This window comes from Flavobacterium notoginsengisoli (assembly GCF_014207905.1).
GTDB lineage: Bacteria > Bacteroidota > Bacteroidia > Flavobacteriales > Flavobacteriaceae > Flavobacterium > Flavobacterium notoginsengisoli_A.
In genome coordinates this window covers 253616-272488 of record NZ_JACHLB010000005.1, presented here as the reverse complement: position 1 = coordinate 272488, position 18873 = coordinate 253616, and the positions used below count along the sequence as shown (strand labels likewise).

Annotated in this window: 15 protein-coding genes and 1 pseudogene; 10 read left to right on the top strand and 6 right to left on the bottom strand. The window is 33.3% G+C overall.

Going from position 1 to position 18873, the window contains the following annotated elements; translation table 11 throughout:
- Positions 1-145 precede the first annotated feature (145 nt).
- From murQ to HNP35_RS16255, 9 genes are all read left to right on the top strand, one after another.
- Positions 146-958, top strand: coding sequence for an N-acetylmuramic acid 6-phosphate etherase (gene murQ, locus HNP35_RS16295; protein ID WP_184164437.1), 813 nt, complete (start codon positions 146-148; stop codon positions 956-958).
- Positions 959-1141: 183 nt separating this feature from the next.
- Positions 1142-1363: a DUF6095 family protein gene (locus HNP35_RS16290; RefSeq protein WP_184164433.1), complete on the top strand. Its 222-nt coding sequence runs from the start codon at positions 1142-1144 to the stop codon at positions 1361-1363.
- Between the two features lie 61 nt (positions 1364-1424).
- Positions 1425-1997, top strand: a complete 573-nt coding sequence (locus HNP35_RS16285; RefSeq protein ID WP_184164430.1) for a pentapeptide repeat-containing protein — start codon at positions 1425-1427, stop codon at positions 1995-1997.
- 2 nt (positions 1998-1999) lie between these two features.
- A complete protein-coding gene (locus HNP35_RS16280) occupies positions 2000-2575 on the top strand; it encodes a DUF1572 family protein (RefSeq protein ID WP_184164427.1) in 576 nt (191 codons plus the stop codon).
- Positions 2576-2608: 33 nt separating this feature from the next.
- Positions 2609-2980, top strand: a complete 372-nt coding sequence (locus HNP35_RS16275) for a DNA topoisomerase IV (protein ID WP_184164424.1) — start codon at positions 2609-2611, stop codon at positions 2978-2980.
- A gap of 145 nt (positions 2981-3125) precedes the next feature.
- A complete protein-coding gene (locus HNP35_RS16270; RefSeq protein ID WP_184164421.1) occupies positions 3126-5045 on the top strand; it encodes a DUF294 nucleotidyltransferase-like domain-containing protein in 1920 nt (639 codons plus the stop codon).
- Positions 5046-5047: 2 nt separating this feature from the next.
- Positions 5048-5683 (top strand): 3'-5' exonuclease, encoded by a 636-nt coding sequence (locus HNP35_RS16265; protein ID WP_184164418.1) that lies wholly within the window; start codon positions 5048-5050, stop codon positions 5681-5683.
- 158 nt (positions 5684-5841) lie between these two features.
- Entirely contained in the window at positions 5842-7320 is a 1479-nt protein-coding gene (locus HNP35_RS16260; protein ID WP_184164415.1) for a hypothetical protein, read from the top strand.
- Between the two features lie 70 nt (positions 7321-7390).
- Positions 7391-9175, top strand: a complete 1785-nt coding sequence (locus tag HNP35_RS16255) for a cytochrome-c peroxidase (protein ID WP_184164412.1) — start codon at positions 7391-7393, stop codon at positions 9173-9175.
- A 67-nt stretch (positions 9176-9242) separates the two neighbouring features.
- On the opposite strand, the gene HNP35_RS16250 is transcribed toward HNP35_RS16255, so the two are convergent.
- Positions 9243-11006, bottom strand: a complete 1764-nt coding sequence (locus tag HNP35_RS16250; protein WP_184164409.1) for a type VI secretion system baseplate subunit TssF — start codon at positions 11004-11006, stop codon at positions 9243-9245.
- A 2-nt stretch (positions 11007-11008) separates the two neighbouring features.
- Here HNP35_RS16250 and HNP35_RS16245 point away from each other — a divergent pair.
- A pseudogene (locus HNP35_RS16245) lies at positions 11009-11668 on the top strand (AAA family ATPase); the annotation flags it as partial.
- 64 nt (positions 11669-11732) lie between these two features.
- Here HNP35_RS16245 and HNP35_RS16240 read toward each other — a convergent pair.
- The 5 genes from HNP35_RS16240 to HNP35_RS16225 all read right to left on the bottom strand — a co-directional run bounded on the left by HNP35_RS16240 (position 11733) and on the right by HNP35_RS16225 (position 18869).
- Positions 11733-14453 (bottom strand): DNA gyrase/topoisomerase IV subunit A, encoded by a 2721-nt coding sequence (locus tag HNP35_RS16240; RefSeq protein WP_184164406.1) that lies wholly within the window; start codon positions 14451-14453, stop codon positions 11733-11735.
- A gap of 22 nt (positions 14454-14475) precedes the next feature.
- Complete coding sequence (locus HNP35_RS23935) at positions 14476-14604, bottom strand: hypothetical protein (RefSeq protein WP_260402250.1); 129 nt, start codon at positions 14602-14604, stop codon at positions 14476-14478.
- A gap of 3 nt (positions 14605-14607) precedes the next feature.
- On the bottom strand, positions 14608-16476 hold the full coding sequence (locus tag HNP35_RS16235; RefSeq protein ID WP_184164403.1) for a DNA topoisomerase IV subunit B: 1869 nt from the start codon (positions 16474-16476) through the stop codon (positions 14608-14610).
- A gap of 163 nt (positions 16477-16639) precedes the next feature.
- On the bottom strand, positions 16640-17815 hold the full coding sequence (gene pncB / locus HNP35_RS16230) for a nicotinate phosphoribosyltransferase (protein WP_184164399.1): 1176 nt from the start codon (positions 17813-17815) through the stop codon (positions 16640-16642).
- A gap of 85 nt (positions 17816-17900) precedes the next feature.
- Positions 17901-18869, bottom strand: a complete 969-nt coding sequence (locus HNP35_RS16225) for a transglutaminase domain-containing protein (RefSeq protein WP_184164396.1) — start codon at positions 18867-18869, stop codon at positions 17901-17903.
- Positions 18870-18873: the final 4 nt, after the last annotated feature.

Below are 18873 nucleotides of genomic sequence, written 5' to 3'. Positions count from 1 at the left end.
AATATAATATTTTCGTTGGTGCAACAATGATCTTTCAAAATCGTCTTTAATAACAAAAAAGAAATAAAATGAAGATTATAAATCTTTGAACTTTGCGAGATTGAGATAAAATATATTAATTTTGGCGAGTCTAAATAACGATAAAATGACATTTACAAAAACCACGGAACAATCTTCAAAATATGAACATTTAGAAAAAATGTCTGTTCATGAATTGTTGTCAAACATTAATCAAGAAGACAAAACGGTTCCTTATGCTGTAGAGAAGGCTTTACCGCAAATCGAAGCTTTGATTCCACAAATCGTCTCTAAATTAAAATTAGGAGGCAGATTATTCTATATCGGAGCAGGAACTTCTGGTCGTCTTGGTGTTGTTGATGCATCAGAATGTCCGCCTACATTTGGCGTTCCTTTTGATTTGGTAAATGGAATAATCGCTGGTGGTGATACAGCTATAAGACGTGCTGTAGAAAATGCCGAAGACAGTACAACAAATGCCTGGATTGATCTTCAAAGTCATAATATTGATTCTAATGATGTCGTAATCGGAATCGCTGCGTCTGGAACAACTCCTTATGTTATCAGCGGTTTAGAAGCTTGTAATCAAAATAATATTATTACGGGCTGTATTACTTGTAATGCAGGAAGTCCGTTAGCTTTAACTGCTCAATTTCCTATTGAAGTTGTGGTTGGTCCGGAATTCGTTACAGGAAGTTCACGTATGAAAGCGGGAACAGCTCAAAAACTAGTTTTGAATATGATTTCTACTGCGTCAATGATTCAGCTTGGAAAAGTGAGAGGAAATAAAATGGTTGACATGCAATTAAGCAACATTAAGCTAGTTGATCGAGGCGTTAAAATGATTATGGATGAAATTTCTGTTTCTTATGAAGAAGCCTCCGAATTATTAAAAAAATACGGCAGCGTGAGAAATGCTGTTGATAATTATAAGAAATAAAAGTGTTTTCTGCTTGATGATTTAACCGCAAAGCACACTAAGGTATACGCAAGGTTCGCAAGGTTTTCTAAAGCTTTGCGAACTTTGCGTTTTATTTAAAGTTTCTAATGTAAAAAAACTTTGCGACCTTTGCGTTTAAATACAAGTCAAACAACTTGAAACCTTAAACTTGAAACTAAAAACATGGCAACAAATAAAGAATTACTTATAAAAGGAGTGAAATATTTATCAGGCGCTCTGCCTTTGATGTTTCTTGGACCATCGATGATTTATAATGCTTTTCAAAATCAGCATACCAACTGGCATTATCTTGTTTTAGGAATTGGAATTATTGCTTGTTTATCTTCTATGTTTTTGATCTTTTTAGGATTGAAAATTATTATGAAGGGTATATTTAATGACTAAATAATCACAATACAAACCTAACAGGCTTTAAAAACCTGTTAGGTTTAATACTTTATATAAAATGGAAAGTCTAATTCACATTCAGAAAACATTTGAGAAAGTCGTTTACATTGATAAACGAATCAACAATCGTGAATTTGAAGACTGCGTTTTTAAAAACTGTGATTTTTCTAGCAGTAATTTTGGTTCCAATACTTTTTTAGACTGCGAATTCATTGACTGTAATTTGTCTATGACCAGTTTAACAGGAACAAGTTTAAAGAATGTCACTTTTAAAAATTGTAAACTTCTCGGCATTGCTTTTAACGAATGTGACGATTTCTTATTTCAGGTTTACTTCGAAGATTGCACACTAGATTATGCTTTGTTTACAAACAAAAAAATGCCTAAAACCAAATTTATCAATTCTTCGATTCGCGAGGTAACTTTTATCGGAACTAATTTAACGAGTTCTGTTTTTGATAATTGTAATCTCGATGGGGCGATCTTTAACGAAACACAATTGGCTGGAGTCAATTTTAAAACAGCTTACAATTACAAAATTGATCCCGAATTCAATCCGATGAAAAAGGCTCAGTTTTCTACAGAGGGCATTGTCGGATTATTAGATAAATATGATATTAAAATAGTATAATCATGAGCGCCGATCAATCTTACTTGGAAAGTGTCAAAAAACAGTTTTTGTATTATAAAATGCTTGGCGAAAAAGCTATCGATCAACTCGAACCTCAACAGCTTTTTGTTTCTTTTAATGATGATACCAACTGTATTGCAACCATTGTTAAACATATTTCAGGAAATATGCTTTCACGCTGGACTGACTTTTTAACTTCTGATGGCGAAAAAGAATGGCGAAATCGTGATGCCGAATTTGAAAATGATTTACAATCTAAAGAAGAAGTTCTCGAAGTTTGGAACAAAGGCTGGAATTGTCTTGAAAATGCTTTAGAAAGTTTAAAACCCGAACAGCTTTCAGACATTATTTACATCCGAAATGAAGGCCATACGGTTATTGAAGCAATCAATCGTCAATTAGCGCATTATCCTTATCATGTTGGACAGATTGTTTTTTATGCCAAACAATTGAAAAACAGCGAGTGGAATAGTTTATCGATTCCGAAGAATAAATCGGGAAATTACAATGCCGAAAAGTTTGCCAAAGAAAAAGAAATTAAGAACTTTACCGATGATGAACTGAAAAGATTGAAATGATAAAAAAGCTATAAGCTTTAAGCATAAAAAAAAATGAAAAAAATACTATTCTTATTCCCTATTCTAGCTTTAGTATCTTGCTACAATGCAGAACACAATTGCAAAGATTTTAAAACCGGTAAATTCAAATTTGAAACTGAAGTAAACGGCGTTAAAAAAACTACTTTATTTGAACGCAAAGAATATATTGAAATCGAAACCTTTGAAGGAAAGACAGATACAGCAACCATTCGTTGGGTAAGCGACTGTGAATATATTCTGCAGAAAAAACATCCAAAAAACATGGCTGAAGAAAAAGCCATCAGCATGAAAATTTTAACGACTTCTAAAGATTCTTACACTTTTGAATTTGGTCTGGTTGGTTCTGAAGAGAAACAGCGTGGTACTGTTCATAGAGTTGATTAAATAATTAAGCTTTCTTCTGCCACAAAGGCACAAAGACGCGAAGGATTTATTTCTTTGAGACTTTGTGCCTTTGTGGCAAATTATTATAACGTGTTTCTTTTACATTTCTATTTTAAATAGTACTTTAGAACTTTAATCTAGCCACATGAAAAATACCATTTCGCAGAGAGTTGCCGACTTTTTAAAAGGATATCCGCCATTTAATTTTTTGCATCCGAAAGATTTAGAAAAACTATCTGAACAGATTTCTATTATTTATAAAGAAAAAGATGCTGTAATATTTGCTGAAAACGACAAAACTCACGATTCTTTTTATGTAGTACATAAAGGTGCTGTCGCTTTGAAAAAAAGCACCAAAAATACAGTTTTAGACATGTGTGACGAAGGTGATATTTTTGGACTTCGCCCGCTTTTAGCACAAGAAAATTATATTATGGAAGCGGTAGCGCATGAGGAAAGTATTTTATATGCTATTCCGATTGCTGTTTTTAAGCCTTATGCTTTAGAAAATAGAAATATCGGTAATTTCTTGATAGAAAGTTATGCTTCAAATACTAGAAATCCTTATTCTGATATCCATAAAGATAAATTATACGGTGATGAAATATTAGATGACAATCTTCAATCTAACAATCATTCTTTTGATTTAGCTCCCATTAAATATTCAAAAAAAATTGTGACTTGCAGTCCTTCTACAACTGTAAAAGATATCGCCATAATTATGAATAAAAAGAAAGTTGGAGCGATTTTGATTGTAGATGAAATGCTTCCCATAGGTATTTTGACCGATAAAGATCTGCGCAATAAAATTGTAACTGGTGATTTTCCTATTACAACAACAGCAGAAACGATAATGACAAAACCAGTTATTACGTATCCAAAAAAAATGACTGTTACAGAAGCACAAATGGCAATGATGAAAAGCAATATTAGCCATTTATGCTTAACAAAAGATGGAACAATAAATACTAAAGCAGTTGGTATTTTATCGAAACATGACGTAATGGTTGCACTTGGAAACAATCCTGCAGTTTTGATAAAAGCTTTAAAACGTACCAAAAAAATTAAGGAAATAAAGCCTATTCGAAACCAGATTATGCAATTGCTACAGGGATATTTAGATCAAAATATTCCTATGACTTTAATTACCAAAATTATTACAGAACTGAATGAAGCTTGCACTACTCGTGTAATTGAAATCTGTATTGACAAAATGAGCAGTCCGCCTCCTGTAAAATTTGCATGGCTAGCAATGGGAAGTCAAGGAAGAGGCGAACAAATGCTACATACCGACCAAGATAATGCTATTGTATATGAAAATGTAAACGAAGTTTTTAGGGATGAAACCAGAATTTATTTCCAAAAATTTGCAGGACTAGTCAATAAAGGTCTTTTTGAAATTGGATATGATTACTGTCCTGCCGACATGATGGCATCTAGCCCAAAATGGTGTATGAGTCTTGACGATTGGAAAGCTCAAGTACATCATTGGATTACCAATCCTGGAAAAAATGAGGTTTTATTATCTTTTATTTTCTTTGATTACAGCTCTACTTATGGTGATACCGAAATAGTAAGTCAGCTTTCAGATTATATTTTTGAAACTATAAAAGCGAATCCAATTTTTTATATGCATTTGGTGAGCGGTGCTTTGCAAAGTCCATCTCCTACAGGTTTCTTTAGACAATTTTTAGTAGAACAGGACGGAGCCAATAAAGACAACTTCGACATTAAACGAAGAGCTTTAATGCCTTTAACTGATGCTGCGCGTGTCTTAATTTTATCACATTCTATAAAAGGAATAAGCAATACAGCCGAACGTTTTGAAAAATTGGCAGAGTTAGAACCTAACAACAGAGAATTGTATTTATCGTGTTCGTATTCGTTTAAAGCCTTATTAAAATTCAGAACCAAACAAGGATTATTGCATCATGATTCTGGTCAGTTTATCGAATTGGAATCTTTAACGAAAATGGAAAAAATTAAACTGAAACGTACTTTTAAAACTATTAAAGAGCTTCAGGAATTAATTTCGGTACGTTTTAATATCTCAAATCTGGTATAATAATGAGTTTATTCAATTTTTGGAAAAAAGAAGAACATAATTTCTTTGATGAAAGCATCACCATCGAAGAAACTCGTTTTGTGGTTTTAGACACTGAAACTACAGGTTTTGATTACGATAATGACCGAATGTTATGCATTGGCGCGCTTGTGCTTCAAAACGGAATTATCAATGTTCAAAACAGCTTTGAAATTTATCTTGAACAAGATCATTACGATAAATCTACAGCTCAGATTCATGGAATATTAAAAGACTTGCTTATTAAACGTCCGAGCGAACTGGAAGCATTACAACAATTTTTAGATTTTCTAGGCGATTCAATAATCATTGCGCATCATACCATTTTTGATGTTACAATGATTAATAAAGCTTTAGAAAGAAATGGTCTTCCTTCGTTAACAAACAAAACTTTAGATACGGCTTATTTGTATAAAAAGACTTTAATTCAATCTCATTTGTTTGAACGAAAAGATCATTACACTTTAGACGATTTGGCTGATAAATTTGACATTTCAAAAAAGGACAGACACACCGCTTTAGGGGATGCCTACATTACTGCCATCGCGTTTCTTAAAATTGTAAAAAAACTGAAAGAGAAAAAAGCAACTAACTTAAATCAGCTTTTTAAGCCTCTTTAAGATTTTTTTATGAGTCTTAACTTTACATTCGAAACCTATTATTTACTATTTGATAATACAAGACTTACAATTATTAGCATTAAGAAAAAATTAACATAACCTGTATTTTGTTTTGGAAAGATAGCTTTGTTCTATCAAAAAAAAACACAAAAACAATTATGAAAACTAACCTTCTTAAATCTATTGCTTTATTTGGAATAGCGTCTCTTTCCTTAGTAAGCTGTCAAAATGATGACAAAGATTCGAAAAACGATGTAAATGCTAGCATCGATTTTACCTCACAATCAAAAATCCCTGCATTTGTTTATCCGATGACAGGATTTGAAAATCTAAAAATCAGTACTTTAATTACAAGTGCCGATGTTCTTCCTAATTCACCTTCTTTTGTTTATGGAGCACAGCCAGATGGAGCTGGATTGATGAAAGATCCAAATGGTGATGGATACATCTTGATTACAAACCACGAAATTATTCAATCTGTATCAAGAGTATATTTAGATAAAACTTTCAAGCCTGTAAAAGGTGATTACATTGTTGATGGTGTTGGAGGTTTAACTCGTTTATGCTCCGCAACTTTAGCAACTCCAGAAATTCACGGATTTGGCCCAATGTTTTTAACTGCTGGAGAAAGCGGTCAAGAAAGTATGGTTCACGGAATTAACCCGCTTGGATTATCTACAGACAAAGCAAGAACCGACAGAGTTTTACCAGCTTTAGGAAAAGCAAGTATGGAAAACGCTGTTCCGCTTCCAAAAGAGGCTTACCCTGGAAAAACTGTTATTTTAATTGGAGAAGATCAATCTTATGCAACATCTCACGTAAGTGCTGGTCAGCTGATTATGTATGTAAGTACTGTTGGTGATTTATCAAACGGAAAACTTTATGCTCTAAAAAGAACTGACGGAAATCAGGTTGAAACAACTATCACATTAAACAATTCTTATCCAGTTGAATTTGTTGAAATTCCAAATGCTAAAAACTTAACTGGAGCTGTGATTAATACAACTGTAAACGATTTGAAAGCAATTCGTTTTTCAAGAGTTGAAGACGTAGATTACAGAAAAGGAAGCGCAAGTAACAATAGAGAAATCTACTTTACTGCAACTGGACAAGCAACAAATAATGCTCCTGTTGACGGATATACAATGTGGGGAAGAGTTTATAAACTGAAATTAGACGCTACAAACCCATTAAAAGGAACTTTAGAATTGGCTGTTGAAGGTGACAGTACTCCAGGGACAGGAATCATCAATCCGGATAACTTATGTGTTACTGAAAATTACGTTTACATTCAGGAAGATGGCGACAGTTATTATGCAGCTGCTCAACACGATTCATACATTTGGCAATACAACATTGCTTCTAAACAAAACAAAGCTTGGCTAAACATGAACCACAAGAGAACAGATGTGGCTTGGAATACACTTTACAACCAATCTGGCGAAATGAGATTTGGAAGCTGGGAATACGGTGCCATGGAAGATATTTCAGAGATCATTGGTGTTCCAAATACTTTCACAGTAAACATTCACCCTCACACTTGGCAGAGCGATGCATTTAAAAATGCTGACGGTTCTGGAACTCAAACCAACAAAGAAGGCGGACAAACTGTAATTATTAGAAACGTACAGCGATAATAATTTCGTTTAAAATCATAAAAACAGCCCTTATTTTTCAATAGGGGTTGTTTCTATTTACAATACTATTATGAAATTAAAGCACTTTACTTTTTTATTTATACTGCTTTCTTTTTTCTTTTCATGTAAAGAAAATGAGGCTTCAAAACCGACTATCAAACAAGATTTGCTTATTGATTTAGGTAAACTAAACAATGAGATTGTACAATTTCAAAAATTAGTAACTACAAATGCTTCTCCAAAAGAAATTGTAGCCCAATTTAAAAAATCCCGTTTGGCTTATAAAAAAACAGAATGGGCAATTGAATACTTTATTCCCGAAACTGCACGTTTTATGAACGGACCAGCTCTGGACGAAATGGAATTGGAAGAAAACAGATCTTTTGAACCTCATGGCTTTCAAGTTATGGAAGAAATGATTTATCCAGAATATGACAGCAAAAGCAAAGAAGACTTAATACGAGAATTAAATATTTTTCAATCGAATATTAAACAGCTTAAAAGTACTTTTGAAGTCATTACGATAAGTGATGATTATGTTTTGGATGCCATTCAGCAGAATGTTTTCAGAGTTATTGCTTTGGGAATTACCGGTTTTGATAGTCCGATTTTGCAATCTTCAATTCCGGAAGCTGGAGAAAGTTTAATCTCAATTCCCGAAACTCTTGAAAAAATTAATGCAGGTAATAAATCATTGTCTGCTTTAAAAGAAATCACTAAAAAAGCTCAAAAATATTGCACTGACAATAATAATTTTAATGCTTTTAACCGCGCTGCTTTTATTAGTGAATACCTAAATCCGATTTCTAAAAATTTAAAAGCTTTTCAGAAAGAAGAAAAAATAAAAAATGTAAAGAAAAGTAGCCCATTAAAACCAACTATTGAAACTTTATTTGATAAAGATGCTTTTGATGTAAACGCTTTTGTACTTTCTGAAGAATATAATTATACCAAAGAAAAAGCAGTTTTGGGAGAAAAATTATTTTATGATAAAGGTCTTTCCAAAAACAATGACCGAAGCTGTGCAACCTGCCATAATCCTGAAAAGGCTTTTACAGACGGCTTAAAAACAAACGTTTCATTGACTGGAATGAGTTTACCTAGAAACACTCCCACTCTAACCTATGCTTCTCTACAGAATGCTCAATTTTGGGATATGCGCCAATTGGATTTAGAAAAACAAAGCGTCGATGTGATTCAGAATAAAGATGAAATGCATGGTTCAATGGAAAACATTCATGCTAAAATTCAGCAAGACAAAGAATATGTTGCTCTCTTCAAAAAAGCCTATCCAAAAAACACAAAACCTGAAGCTTGGCAGATTCAAAATGCCATAGCAGGCTATGTACGTTCTTTAAATGCTTTTGATTCCAGATTTGATGAATATATGCGTGGAAACAAAAATGCGTTAAACAACGAAGAAATTGAGGGAATGAATCTTTTTATGGGAAAAGCCAAATGTGCGACCTGTCATTTTACGCCTCTATTTAACGGAACAGTTCCGCCAAGTTATTCCAAAACAGAACACGAAGTTATTGGAACTCCTAGTGAAGCTTCTGGAAAGAAATTAAGTCCCGATAAAGGTCGCTATATATACAATCAAATGCCACAATTAGTTGGTGCTTTCAAAACACCAACGGTTAGAAATTCGGCTGTTACAGCTCCGTACATGCATAACGGAGTTTTTAAAACGCTGGAAGAGGTAGTTTCTTTCTACAACAAAGGAGGTGGAATTGGTTTGGGTTACGAAGTAGAAAATCAAACACTTCCTTTCGATAAACTGAATTTAACTATCAAAGAAGAAAAAGCGCTTGTTGCTTTTATGAAGACACTTACGGATAAAAAATACCAGTAAAACCAAAATAAAACCTCAATTCAACAAAAACGCCGAAAAGTATATTTTTCGGCGTTTTTTACTTTTCTTAATCAACAAACATGCGATAAGGATATACATTTGATGACTTATTTTTAAGATTCTTCATGAAACTATCACACAAATACTCCCACTCCGAATTGGACAAATGCTGTTTCTCTTCAGGATTTGTTTTAATATAAATATCGACCGTTCTGCTAAATCCTGCTTTTACAGAGATTTCCTTTCGCGTTCCTTTTTCAATTTTAATATCTTCTATTGTACTCTTAAAATGACTAAAACCAAAAGCTTTTATATCTGCAAAAGTAACAATTCTTCCACGTGTCAATAAAGCATTTCTATAAGCTAAGATTCTGTCTTTATTGCTTTGTTTATTTAAACCTCCCGTAGTGTTGGTCATTAGCGTAGTGCTATTACTTACAAAAAACAAATCATCCTTACATTCCAGAATGGTTCCTGCTTTAATATCGTTTCCTTCATCTGCACATGTTGACCAATAGCTAATCTTAAATGATTTTCCTATTGACTCGTCTGCTTTGGGCTTAATCATCAAATAAGGATCATTATTTTTGGAAAAATTGCTTTCTTTTGCCTGTTGTTCTACCGAAGCTAATAACTGATTAATCTCAACTAAAGAGCTGTTCATAAAGTCTTTTCCCAAACCTGCAAAAGAAGAACTTTCGTCTTTTAATAAATCTAACACATTTTGCAATAATTCAGAAGCCGTTCTAGAATCAAATCTGGAAACTCCTCCTGCTCTTAATACTGCATTTCCTTCTTCTAAAATACCTTCCTTAAATTCTTTTATTTCGTAACGCCTGTTTAACCCATCTACAACAGTGTCTATATCTAGAAAAATATCATTCTTTGTGTCTAAAGCTATATAAGACAGAAAAGTATTCAATGTCTTAGTTAAGGAATGTTTCTTCTTATTAATTACAGGAATACAGTTTGCTGTAAAAGAAACATTATCGATAATTTGAGGAACTAATGATTCCGGAAATATCATCTTTAACCAAATAACTGGCTTTTCATTTTTATCTGCTATTTCTGCAAAAGCTTTATATTCTGAGCCATATTCATTTATACTTTTATATTTCAAATTCCCTTTTAAAGTATAAAAATTATCAAAGTAAAACTCGTTCACCTCCTGTAGAATTTCAGTTAAGTTTGAATAGTTATTATTAATAATTCCGTTAATATCGAGGTTATTTAAAGGTACATTATAGCCTTCTTTTACTTCTATCTCTTTATCATCATGAAAGCATTTCATTTGTTTTAAATAATAATGAAACATCTCTTTCTGATGAGTGTTTTTAATATCGATATATAACATTAAATCATCTAACTCTGATACCCTTTCGCTGCTTAATTCGATTCCCAGAACAATCTCTCCTGCTGGCAGAGTATGATTATAATTCCTAACAATATCTTTATAAAAAAGATTGGATATCTTATGCAGATTTCTTTCGTAGGCAATATATTTTATTTCGCAGGCAGACAACTTTACTTCCAAAGTCGGCGCAAGCACAATATCTTTTGCAATTGGCGCCAACGGATTATAAATATTATGAATCCTTCTGTTTGCTGTCATTTGATTTTGCAGAGAAACTTTAATATTATTCTCTATTGGCAATGCTTGCACAATAGCCCTGGCGGGTTTCGCTCCAGATGTCACTTCTGGAAACATAATTTCTAAAACCCTTTCGACAACACGGGTTTTAGAATCTTCGAGTTCGTGAGCTACTTTTTCCAATTCATATGATAATGCATTCAGCATCATCGCCACTACAGGATCAAATGAAGTTTCCATTTCATGGCTCCCCGCCAGGATACGTAGGGTATGACGCTGGAGGCTTGCTAATAAACAAGATTCGGGAAAAACCCTACTCTATTGTTTTATTTGATGAAATCGAAAAAGCGCATCCTTCTGTTTTTGATATTTTCCTTCAGATTATGGACGAGGGTAAACTTCACGATCGTTTAGGAAAAGAAGGTGATTTCTCGAATGCCATTATTCTTTTTACATCAAATATTGGTGCTGATCATATTGTGAACTCATTCAATAATAATGAAATCCCTACTTCAAATTCTTTAACAGAAATCATGGCAAATTATTTTAGACCAGAATTTTTAGGCCGTCTAACTGAAATTGTCCCTTTTGCGCCTATTAGTAAAGATAATGCATTAAAGATCTTTGAAGTACATCTCAAAAAAGAATTCATGGATTTATTGAAAAACATTAATATTACGGTCAATATCCCAATTGAAACTAAACTTTATCTGGCAGAAAATGGTTTTAATGCCAAATACGGAGCTAGACCTCTTAAAAGTATTATCAGAAGCCATTTGAGAAGACCTTTAGCTAAAAAAATAATATCTGGTGAAGTAAAAGATGGTGATATCGTTTTTGTTCTTATTGAAAACAATCAAGTAAAATGGATTAAAGAAGAAATTGCAACTATTGAAAATTAAATATTGGCAACCTCAAAAAACAATAAAAAAGCGCTAGGAAATAAATCTTAGCGCTTTTCTCTTTTTATTCTAAAACCAAACCTATTTGGCCATCATCATCTAATTCTGTCTCAACCGGATCATCTTCTGATATTTCTGGTTTTTCTGGAACTTCTTCTACTGGTTCTTCGTAAGGAAGTGGATCTAACAAGTTTACTTGTCTTAACTTATCAGTCGTTAATTGGTTTCCAAGAGCTTTAAAACCTTTCACGGCTATAAAGTCCTCTACATCAATATGCAAATCGTCTTTTTGAACGCCTTTTACTTTTGCAAAAACCAATTGTGCTACAGGACGATAATCCGTCGAAACGATCTCTAACTGCGAATTTGGATGATCTGTAATAAAGCTTTCTTCTTTTCCTTCATTTTCAACTAAGAAACGCTTTAAGAAGTAACGTTCTTTTTCACCATCGTAATAAATAGCCGAGATTGGTTTTTTAGGTTTCCATTTTTCCAAGACTATCATATCTTCATCGAAATGAGTCGATAATTCTGGAATAATTACCTTTAATTTTCCTGACTGGCTAATTACTAAGATTTTATCTGTAGGTTTAAATTCTCCCAATAATTCTCCCCTCGCGTCTACATTCAAGCGTTTTACGGTATCATCAAACCAAACTTTTCTTGGCAATAAAGTCGAAATACCTTTTTCTTTTAATTCAATTTTCTTGATTGGATATTTAGTAACTAAGTTTCCTTTAGAACCTCTTCCTTTGATTGCTAACTTAGCAAAATCAATATCGAATTTTAGTTTTTTGATCGTTCCAACTTGGCGCAATAAAATAGTCACAACCTCAGCTTCTCCATTTGGATTATGTGAAAAATAAACTACCTGAGAACCGTTTGTGCCGTTTGTTAAATCGTAAGCTTTATCACGCGTTACACCAGTAACATTAAAACGCTTAATATAAGACGGACCTGATTTACCATCACGATACATCATGTTATAAATAGTACGTTTATCGTTTTTATCAAAAACGGCGGCGTGTATAATATCTTTTCCGATAAAAGTTTTAGCATCGACTTTAGTAATCATCAATGTACCGTCACGTAAAAACACGATAACATCATCAATATCAGAACAATCTCCTACATATTCGTCTTTCTTTAAACTCGTTCCTACGAAACCTTCTTCGCGATTTACATAAAGTTTTGTGTTACGTAAAACTACTTTTGTAGCTTCAACGTTATCAAAAACACGTAATTCTGTCTGACGTTCACGTCCTTTTCCGTATTTCTCTTTTAATTTGGTGAAATAAGCAATTGCAAAATCTGTTAAATGTTCCAGATTATGCTCTACTTCTTTCATCTCGTCTTCTAACTTCGCGATTAAATCATCTGCTTTATCAGAGTCGAAACGTGTAATACGAATCATTGGAATTTGAGTCAGTCTTTGTAAATCATCATCGTTGATTTCTCTTACGAATGATTTTTTGAAAGGCTCAAAACGATCGTATAAATATTTGTAAAGTGATTCTCTGTCTCCATACAATTTGAAGTCGATATACATTTCTTCACGAATGAAGATTTTTTCTAAAGTAGAAAAATGCCATTTATTTTTTAATTCTTCTAACTGAATTTCTAATTCCTGACGAAGTAAATCGACTGTTCTCTGTGTTGAAATTTTCAACATTTGAGAAACTCCAATAAACAACGGTTTATTGTCTTCGATCACACATCCTAAAGGCGCTACAGAAGTTTCACAAGCTGTAAAAGCAAACAAGGCATCAATTGTTTTGTCTGGCGAAACACCTGGAAAAAGATGAATTAAAATCTCTACATCGGCAGCGGTGTTATCCTCAATTTTCTTGATTTTGATTTTACCTTTTTCATTGGCTTTCAAAATACTGTCAATTAAACTCGATGTATTGGTCGAAAACGGAATCTGTGTAATCACCAATGTATTTTTGTCTAATTGCGAAATTTTAGCACGCACACGCACACGACCGCCACGCATTCCGTCATTGTAATTCGAAACGTCGGCAATACCTTGCGTCATAAAATCAGGATAAAGCGTAAATGGCTTTCCTTTTAAGATTTTAATCGAAGCATCAATCAATTCGTTGAAGTTATGAGGAAGAACTTTTGTCGAAAGACCAACTGCAATACCTTCTGCACCTTGAGCTAAAAGCAATGGGAATTTTACTGGAAGATTAATCGGTTCAGCTTTTCTACCATCATACGATAATCCCCATTCTGTAATTTTTGGAGAATATAAAACCTCCAAAGCAAATTTAGATAAACGTGCCTCAATATAACGGGGCGCCGCAGCACCGTCTCCTGTTAAAATATTTCCCCAGTTTCCTTGGCAGTCAATCAATAAATCTTTCTGACCAATTTGTACCATAGCGTCACCAATACTCGCATCTCCGTGTGGGTGATACTGCATGGTGTGACCAACAACATTGGCAACTTTATTATAACGACCATCATCCAACTCTTTTAAAGAGTGCATAATACGACGCTGAACTGGTTTAAATCCGTCCTCGATAGCAGGAACTGCACGTTCCAAGATTACATACGAAGCATAATCCAAGAACCAGTCTTTGTACATTCCGGTTACTTTGGTAATAACGTCTTCTCCTTCTTCTTCCTGATTTTCGTAAAAATGCGCTCCTTCAAAATGCTTCGCGTCTACATCAATAATCTCATCGTCATTTCCATCCTGATTATCATCCATCAGGTTTTCCTCTTGATTATTCTCGTCGTCGTTTGGAATTATGTTGTCGTCTTCTTCGTCTTTCATTTATTTTGATTCCGATATTATTTTATTTATCCTTAATATTTTCAACTGTTTCTTTGCTTTGCCTATTTTTATACATTTTTATTACAGTATAAGTTAAAGCAAAACTTAAAATAAATACAATTGCTGCGTATATCAATTTTTTCTTTTCCATCTATTAAGCCTCCTCCAATTCATCAATCTCAACTTTCAAATTCTTGATAATAAACTCTTGTCTATCTGGAGTATTTTTCCCCATATAGAAAGATAATAACTGCTCAATCGAAGTATGTTTATCCATCATAACAGGATCAAGGCGAATTGTGTCCCCAATAAAGTTTTTGAACTCATCTGGCGAAATCTCTCCCAAACCTTTAAATCGTGTGATTTCTGGTTTTGGTTTTAATTTCTCGATCGCGTCTTTTCTTTCTTCTTCAGAATAACAATAAATGGTTTCTTTTTTGTTTCGAACCCTGAAAAGTGGTGTCTGCAAAATATACAAATGTCCTTCTTTGATTAATTCAGGGAAAAACTGAAGAAAAAACGTAATTAAAAGCAAACGAATGTGCATTCCGTCGACATCGGCATCGGTTGCGATTACAATGTTGTTGTAGCGTAATTTTTCCAATCCATCTTCTATATCAAGTGCAGCTTGCAACAAATTGAATTCTTCGTTTTCATACACAATTTTTTTAGACATTCCGTATGAATTCAAAGGTTTACCACGTAAACTGAAAACCGCTTGTGTATTTACGTCACGCGACTTTGTAATCGATCCAGAAGCCGAATCTCCCTCGGTAATAAAAAGCGTGCTTTCTAAGTTTCTTGGGTTTTTGGTATCTGGAAGATGCGCACGGCAATCTCTTAATTTTTTATTGTGAAGATTGGCCTTTTTAGCACGATCTGTCGCCAGTTTTCTAATTCCTGACAATTCTTTTCTTTCACGTTCTGCCTGAAGAATTTTACGTAATAAAGCTTCGGCTGTCGGCGGGTTTTTATGCAGATAATTGTCCAGTTTCGTTTTGATGAAATCGTTAACGAAAGTACGAACAGAAACTGCCGGAGTTCCATCATCTGAACCCATATCGGTAGAACCTAATTTGGTTTTAGTCTGAGACTCAAAAACCGGTTCCATTACTTTAATACTAATTGCACTTACAATCGATTTTCGAACATCTGATGCCTCGAAATTCTTATTGTAAAATTCACGAATTGTTTTTACAACCGCCTCACGGTAAGCCGCTAAGTGCGTTCCTCCTTGTGTTGTATTCTGACCGTTTACGAAAGAATGATATTCTTCACTGTATTGCGTTTTACTGTGTGTTAACGCAACCTCAATATCGTGATCTTTTAAATGAATAATTGGGTATTCTAGATCTTCTTCATTGATGGTTTCTTCTAATAAATCACGAAGTCCGTTTTCTGAATAGTATTTTTCTCCATTGAAAATAATCGTCAAACCATTGTTTAGATAACAATAGTTTTTGACCATTTTGATTACATATTCTAAACGGAATTTATAGTTTTTGAAAATAGTTTCATCTGGCGTAAAAACAACTTTTGTCCCTTTACGCTTGGTCGTATCGATTACATCTTCTTCTAAAACTAAATTTCCAGCCGAAAACTCCGCTCCTTTTTGTTTGTCATCACGAACCGATTCTACACGAAAAAAAGTAGAAAGTGCATTTACAGCTTTTGTTCCGACACCATTTAAACCAACTGATTTCTGGAAAGCTTTAGAATCGTACTTTCCTCCAGTATTCATTTTCGAAACTACATCGACCACTTTTCCTAACGGAATTCCACGTCCATAATCACGAACAGAAACTGTTTTGTCTTTTATAGATACTTCGATAGTCTTACCAGCACCCATAACGAACTCATCGATACAGTTGTCTAAAACCTCTTTTAAAAGAATATAAATACCATCATCCGGTGATGATCCGTCCCCTAATTTCCCGATGTACATACCCGGACGCATACGAATATGTTCCTTCCAATCGAGTGAACGAATATTATCTTCGTTGTATTGATTTTGCTCTAGCATAAATGAATTTAGGATTTTTTGCTAATGTACCATTTCTTAGCAAAAAATGAAAGTGTATTTTCTTTTTGTTACGAATAATAACAGTTAAAAATCTATTTAAATTGATTTTAAAATAAAACGAACACTAAAATTATGTAAAAACTGCATTTTCAGCAAAAAAACACTATTTGATTCCGAGCACTTCTTTCGCCAATGCAATCATTTCGGGCGTTCCGGTGTTTTTGTTTTTTTCATCTGAAAGTTTAACAACGCCTTGCCAATGTACATTATCTGGTTTTGTGTCGGTTAATTTAATCACCATATTCATAGCAGGAAGGCCTACATCATTAGTGAAATTTGTCCCAATTCCGAATGACATTTTTATTTTATCTTGACAGAAATCTGCAATCTTTTTTACTTTTTCGAAATTGAGAGAATCAGAAAAAACTATAGCTTTTGATTTTGGATCAATTCCCATTTTGGAGTAATGTGAAATCACTTTTTGAGCAAATTCAATCGGATCGCCGCTATCGTGACGCACACCATCAAAAAGTTTAGAATATTTTTTATCAAACTGATTGAAAAAAATCTCTGTGGTGTAAGTGTCCTTCAAAGCTATTCCAAGATCGCCTCCATATACTTTTGTCCAATTTTCAAGACTTAAATAATTGGCCATTTGAAAACCATATTGTGCGGCATGAAACATAAACCACTCATGTGCATGAGTTCCCAAAGGTCTTCTATTATTAACCATTGCAAAATGTACATTACTGGTTCCAATAAAACTATTTCCACCGTTTGTTCGTAAAGTTTCATTTACCAAATCATGAACATCGTAAGAATGGCGACGTCTCGTTCCAAATTCTAAAATCGAAACTCCAAGTTTATTATAATTATCGATTTTCTCTTTGGTAAGTTTTTTTACCGCTTCATCATTTAGACGAATCAAATGATTTGATTTATAAAAAAGTTCCGAAATCAAAGCCATTAAAGGCACTTCCCATAAAATGGTTCTGTACCAAAATCCTTCAACAGTAACTTTTATTTCTGAACCTTCTTGAGTAATATGAACTTCAGATGGATCGTAACGATATCCTTGCAGAAAATCTAAATAAGTTGGATCGAGATAGGGACAATAATGTGCCAGATAGTTTTTTTCTTCTTTAGTTAAACGAAGATCAGCCATTGCGTCTACAGCATTTCGAAGTAAATCTGCAAAACCATCTGGAAAAATATGTTTACCACGATTTATGAATCCGTAACGAACTTTTGCTTTCGGAAAAAGTTTGATTACAGCATGCTGCATCGTAAATTTATAGAAATCATTATCGAGGATCGATTTCAGAAAAGTTGCTTCCATAATGTTCAAATTCGGATCATTCCTGCTAAGATACATCATTTCGTCAGAAGAAGAAAATGATCTGAGTGAGATTCAGCTTAATTTATTATTGCTTTGATATTATTTTAAAAGAAGCAATAGCTTTATAATGTCGATAAAGTGTAACAAACTGATTTCTCTTCTTTTGACATAAAATCTCAAATTCTAATACATTATTTTTCTCTCTTACATCAAACATTTCAATTTCTTGGCCATCGTCATCAAAACAATATAAATCATCGAATTCTGATAGATTTTTAATTTTAAACAAAATTTCATCTCCGATGTTTGCGGTAACAATACCCGACTTTGGCATTAAAATCTCACAATCTCTTTCTATCGTTTGATTATAAATTAATGGTCCATTCAAATAAACCTCTTTATCTTTAAGGTTTTTATATTCAGATTCAGGGAAATGTAAAGCATAAAAATATTTCGGATCTGTATCAAAATAAACTGGTGTAAATTCTTTAACTGTTGTTTTTGTTTTGTAATCTAGATAGCCTTCTCCCCAAGTAACATCTATCAAGATCCATTTACCATCAATTTCTACTACATTCCATGCGTGCCTACTGTACAATCTTTTTCTACCGATATCATTAAAATCAATTTTTGCATCTCCATTGATTACCTTTACATTTAAACCTGACAAAGTACCAATTTGTTCATATAAACGAGAAAAATCCTCACAGACTCCTTTTTTACTTCTAAACGTTTTCTTTATCTCATTATCTATATACTTCTTTATTTCTCTGTCAATTTCAGTTGGGTCTTTAGAAATAAATGATTTTGGAACCGAAGGATTGAAAAACTTTTTTGCATCATATTCAATATTAAGCGTAATCCAACTGTAAATCGTTCTTGCTTTATCGTATTCTGTAGTAAAATCTTTTTGAATTCGTTCTGCCAGTTTTTCTGTATCTGCAAAATTTGGATATTTCGATACAATACTATCAATTGCATTATACTTTTGAGAATAAGACAAATTCAAGAAGTTCAAAAAAAGAAATACAAAAGCAATTTTTCGTGTGATCATAAAT

Coding starts and splice junctions, on each gene's coding strand:
- HNP35_RS16285 (WP_184164430.1), top strand. CDS start 1,425: ATGGAAAGTCTAATTCACATTCAGAAAACATTTGAGAAAGTCGTTTAC.
- HNP35_RS23935 (WP_260402250.1), bottom strand. CDS start 14,604: ATGGAAAAGAAAAAATTGATATACGCAGCAATTGTATTTATTTTAAGT.
- HNP35_RS16235 (WP_184164403.1), bottom strand. CDS start 16,476: ATGCTAGAGCAAAATCAATACAACGAAGATAATATTCGTTCACTCGAT.
- pncB (WP_184164399.1), bottom strand. CDS start 17,815: ATGGAAGCAACTTTTCTGAAATCGATCCTCGATAATGATTTCTATAAA.
- HNP35_RS16280 (WP_184164427.1), top strand. CDS start 2,000: ATGAGCGCCGATCAATCTTACTTGGAAAGTGTCAAAAAACAGTTTTTG.
- HNP35_RS16225 (WP_184164396.1), bottom strand. CDS start 18,869: ATGATCACACGAAAAATTGCTTTTGTATTTCTTTTTTTGAACTTCTTG.
- HNP35_RS16265 (WP_184164418.1), top strand. CDS start 5,048: ATGAGTTTATTCAATTTTTGGAAAAAAGAAGAACATAATTTCTTTGAT.
- HNP35_RS16290 (WP_184164433.1), top strand. CDS start 1,142: ATGGCAACAAATAAAGAATTACTTATAAAAGGAGTGAAATATTTATCA.
- HNP35_RS16270 (WP_184164421.1), top strand. CDS start 3,126: ATGAAAAATACCATTTCGCAGAGAGTTGCCGACTTTTTAAAAGGATAT.
- HNP35_RS16255 (WP_184164412.1), top strand. CDS start 7,391: ATGAAATTAAAGCACTTTACTTTTTTATTTATACTGCTTTCTTTTTTC.
- HNP35_RS16240 (WP_184164406.1), bottom strand. CDS start 14,453: ATGAAAGACGAAGAAGACGACAACATAATTCCAAACGACGACGAGAAT.
- murQ (WP_184164437.1), top strand. CDS start 146: ATGACATTTACAAAAACCACGGAACAATCTTCAAAATATGAACATTTA.
- HNP35_RS16275 (WP_184164424.1), top strand. CDS start 2,609: ATGAAAAAAATACTATTCTTATTCCCTATTCTAGCTTTAGTATCTTGC.
- HNP35_RS16260 (WP_184164415.1), top strand. CDS start 5,842: ATGAAAACTAACCTTCTTAAATCTATTGCTTTATTTGGAATAGCGTCT.
- HNP35_RS16250 (WP_184164409.1), bottom strand. CDS start 11,006: ATGGAAACTTCATTTGATCCTGTAGTGGCGATGATGCTGAATGCATTA.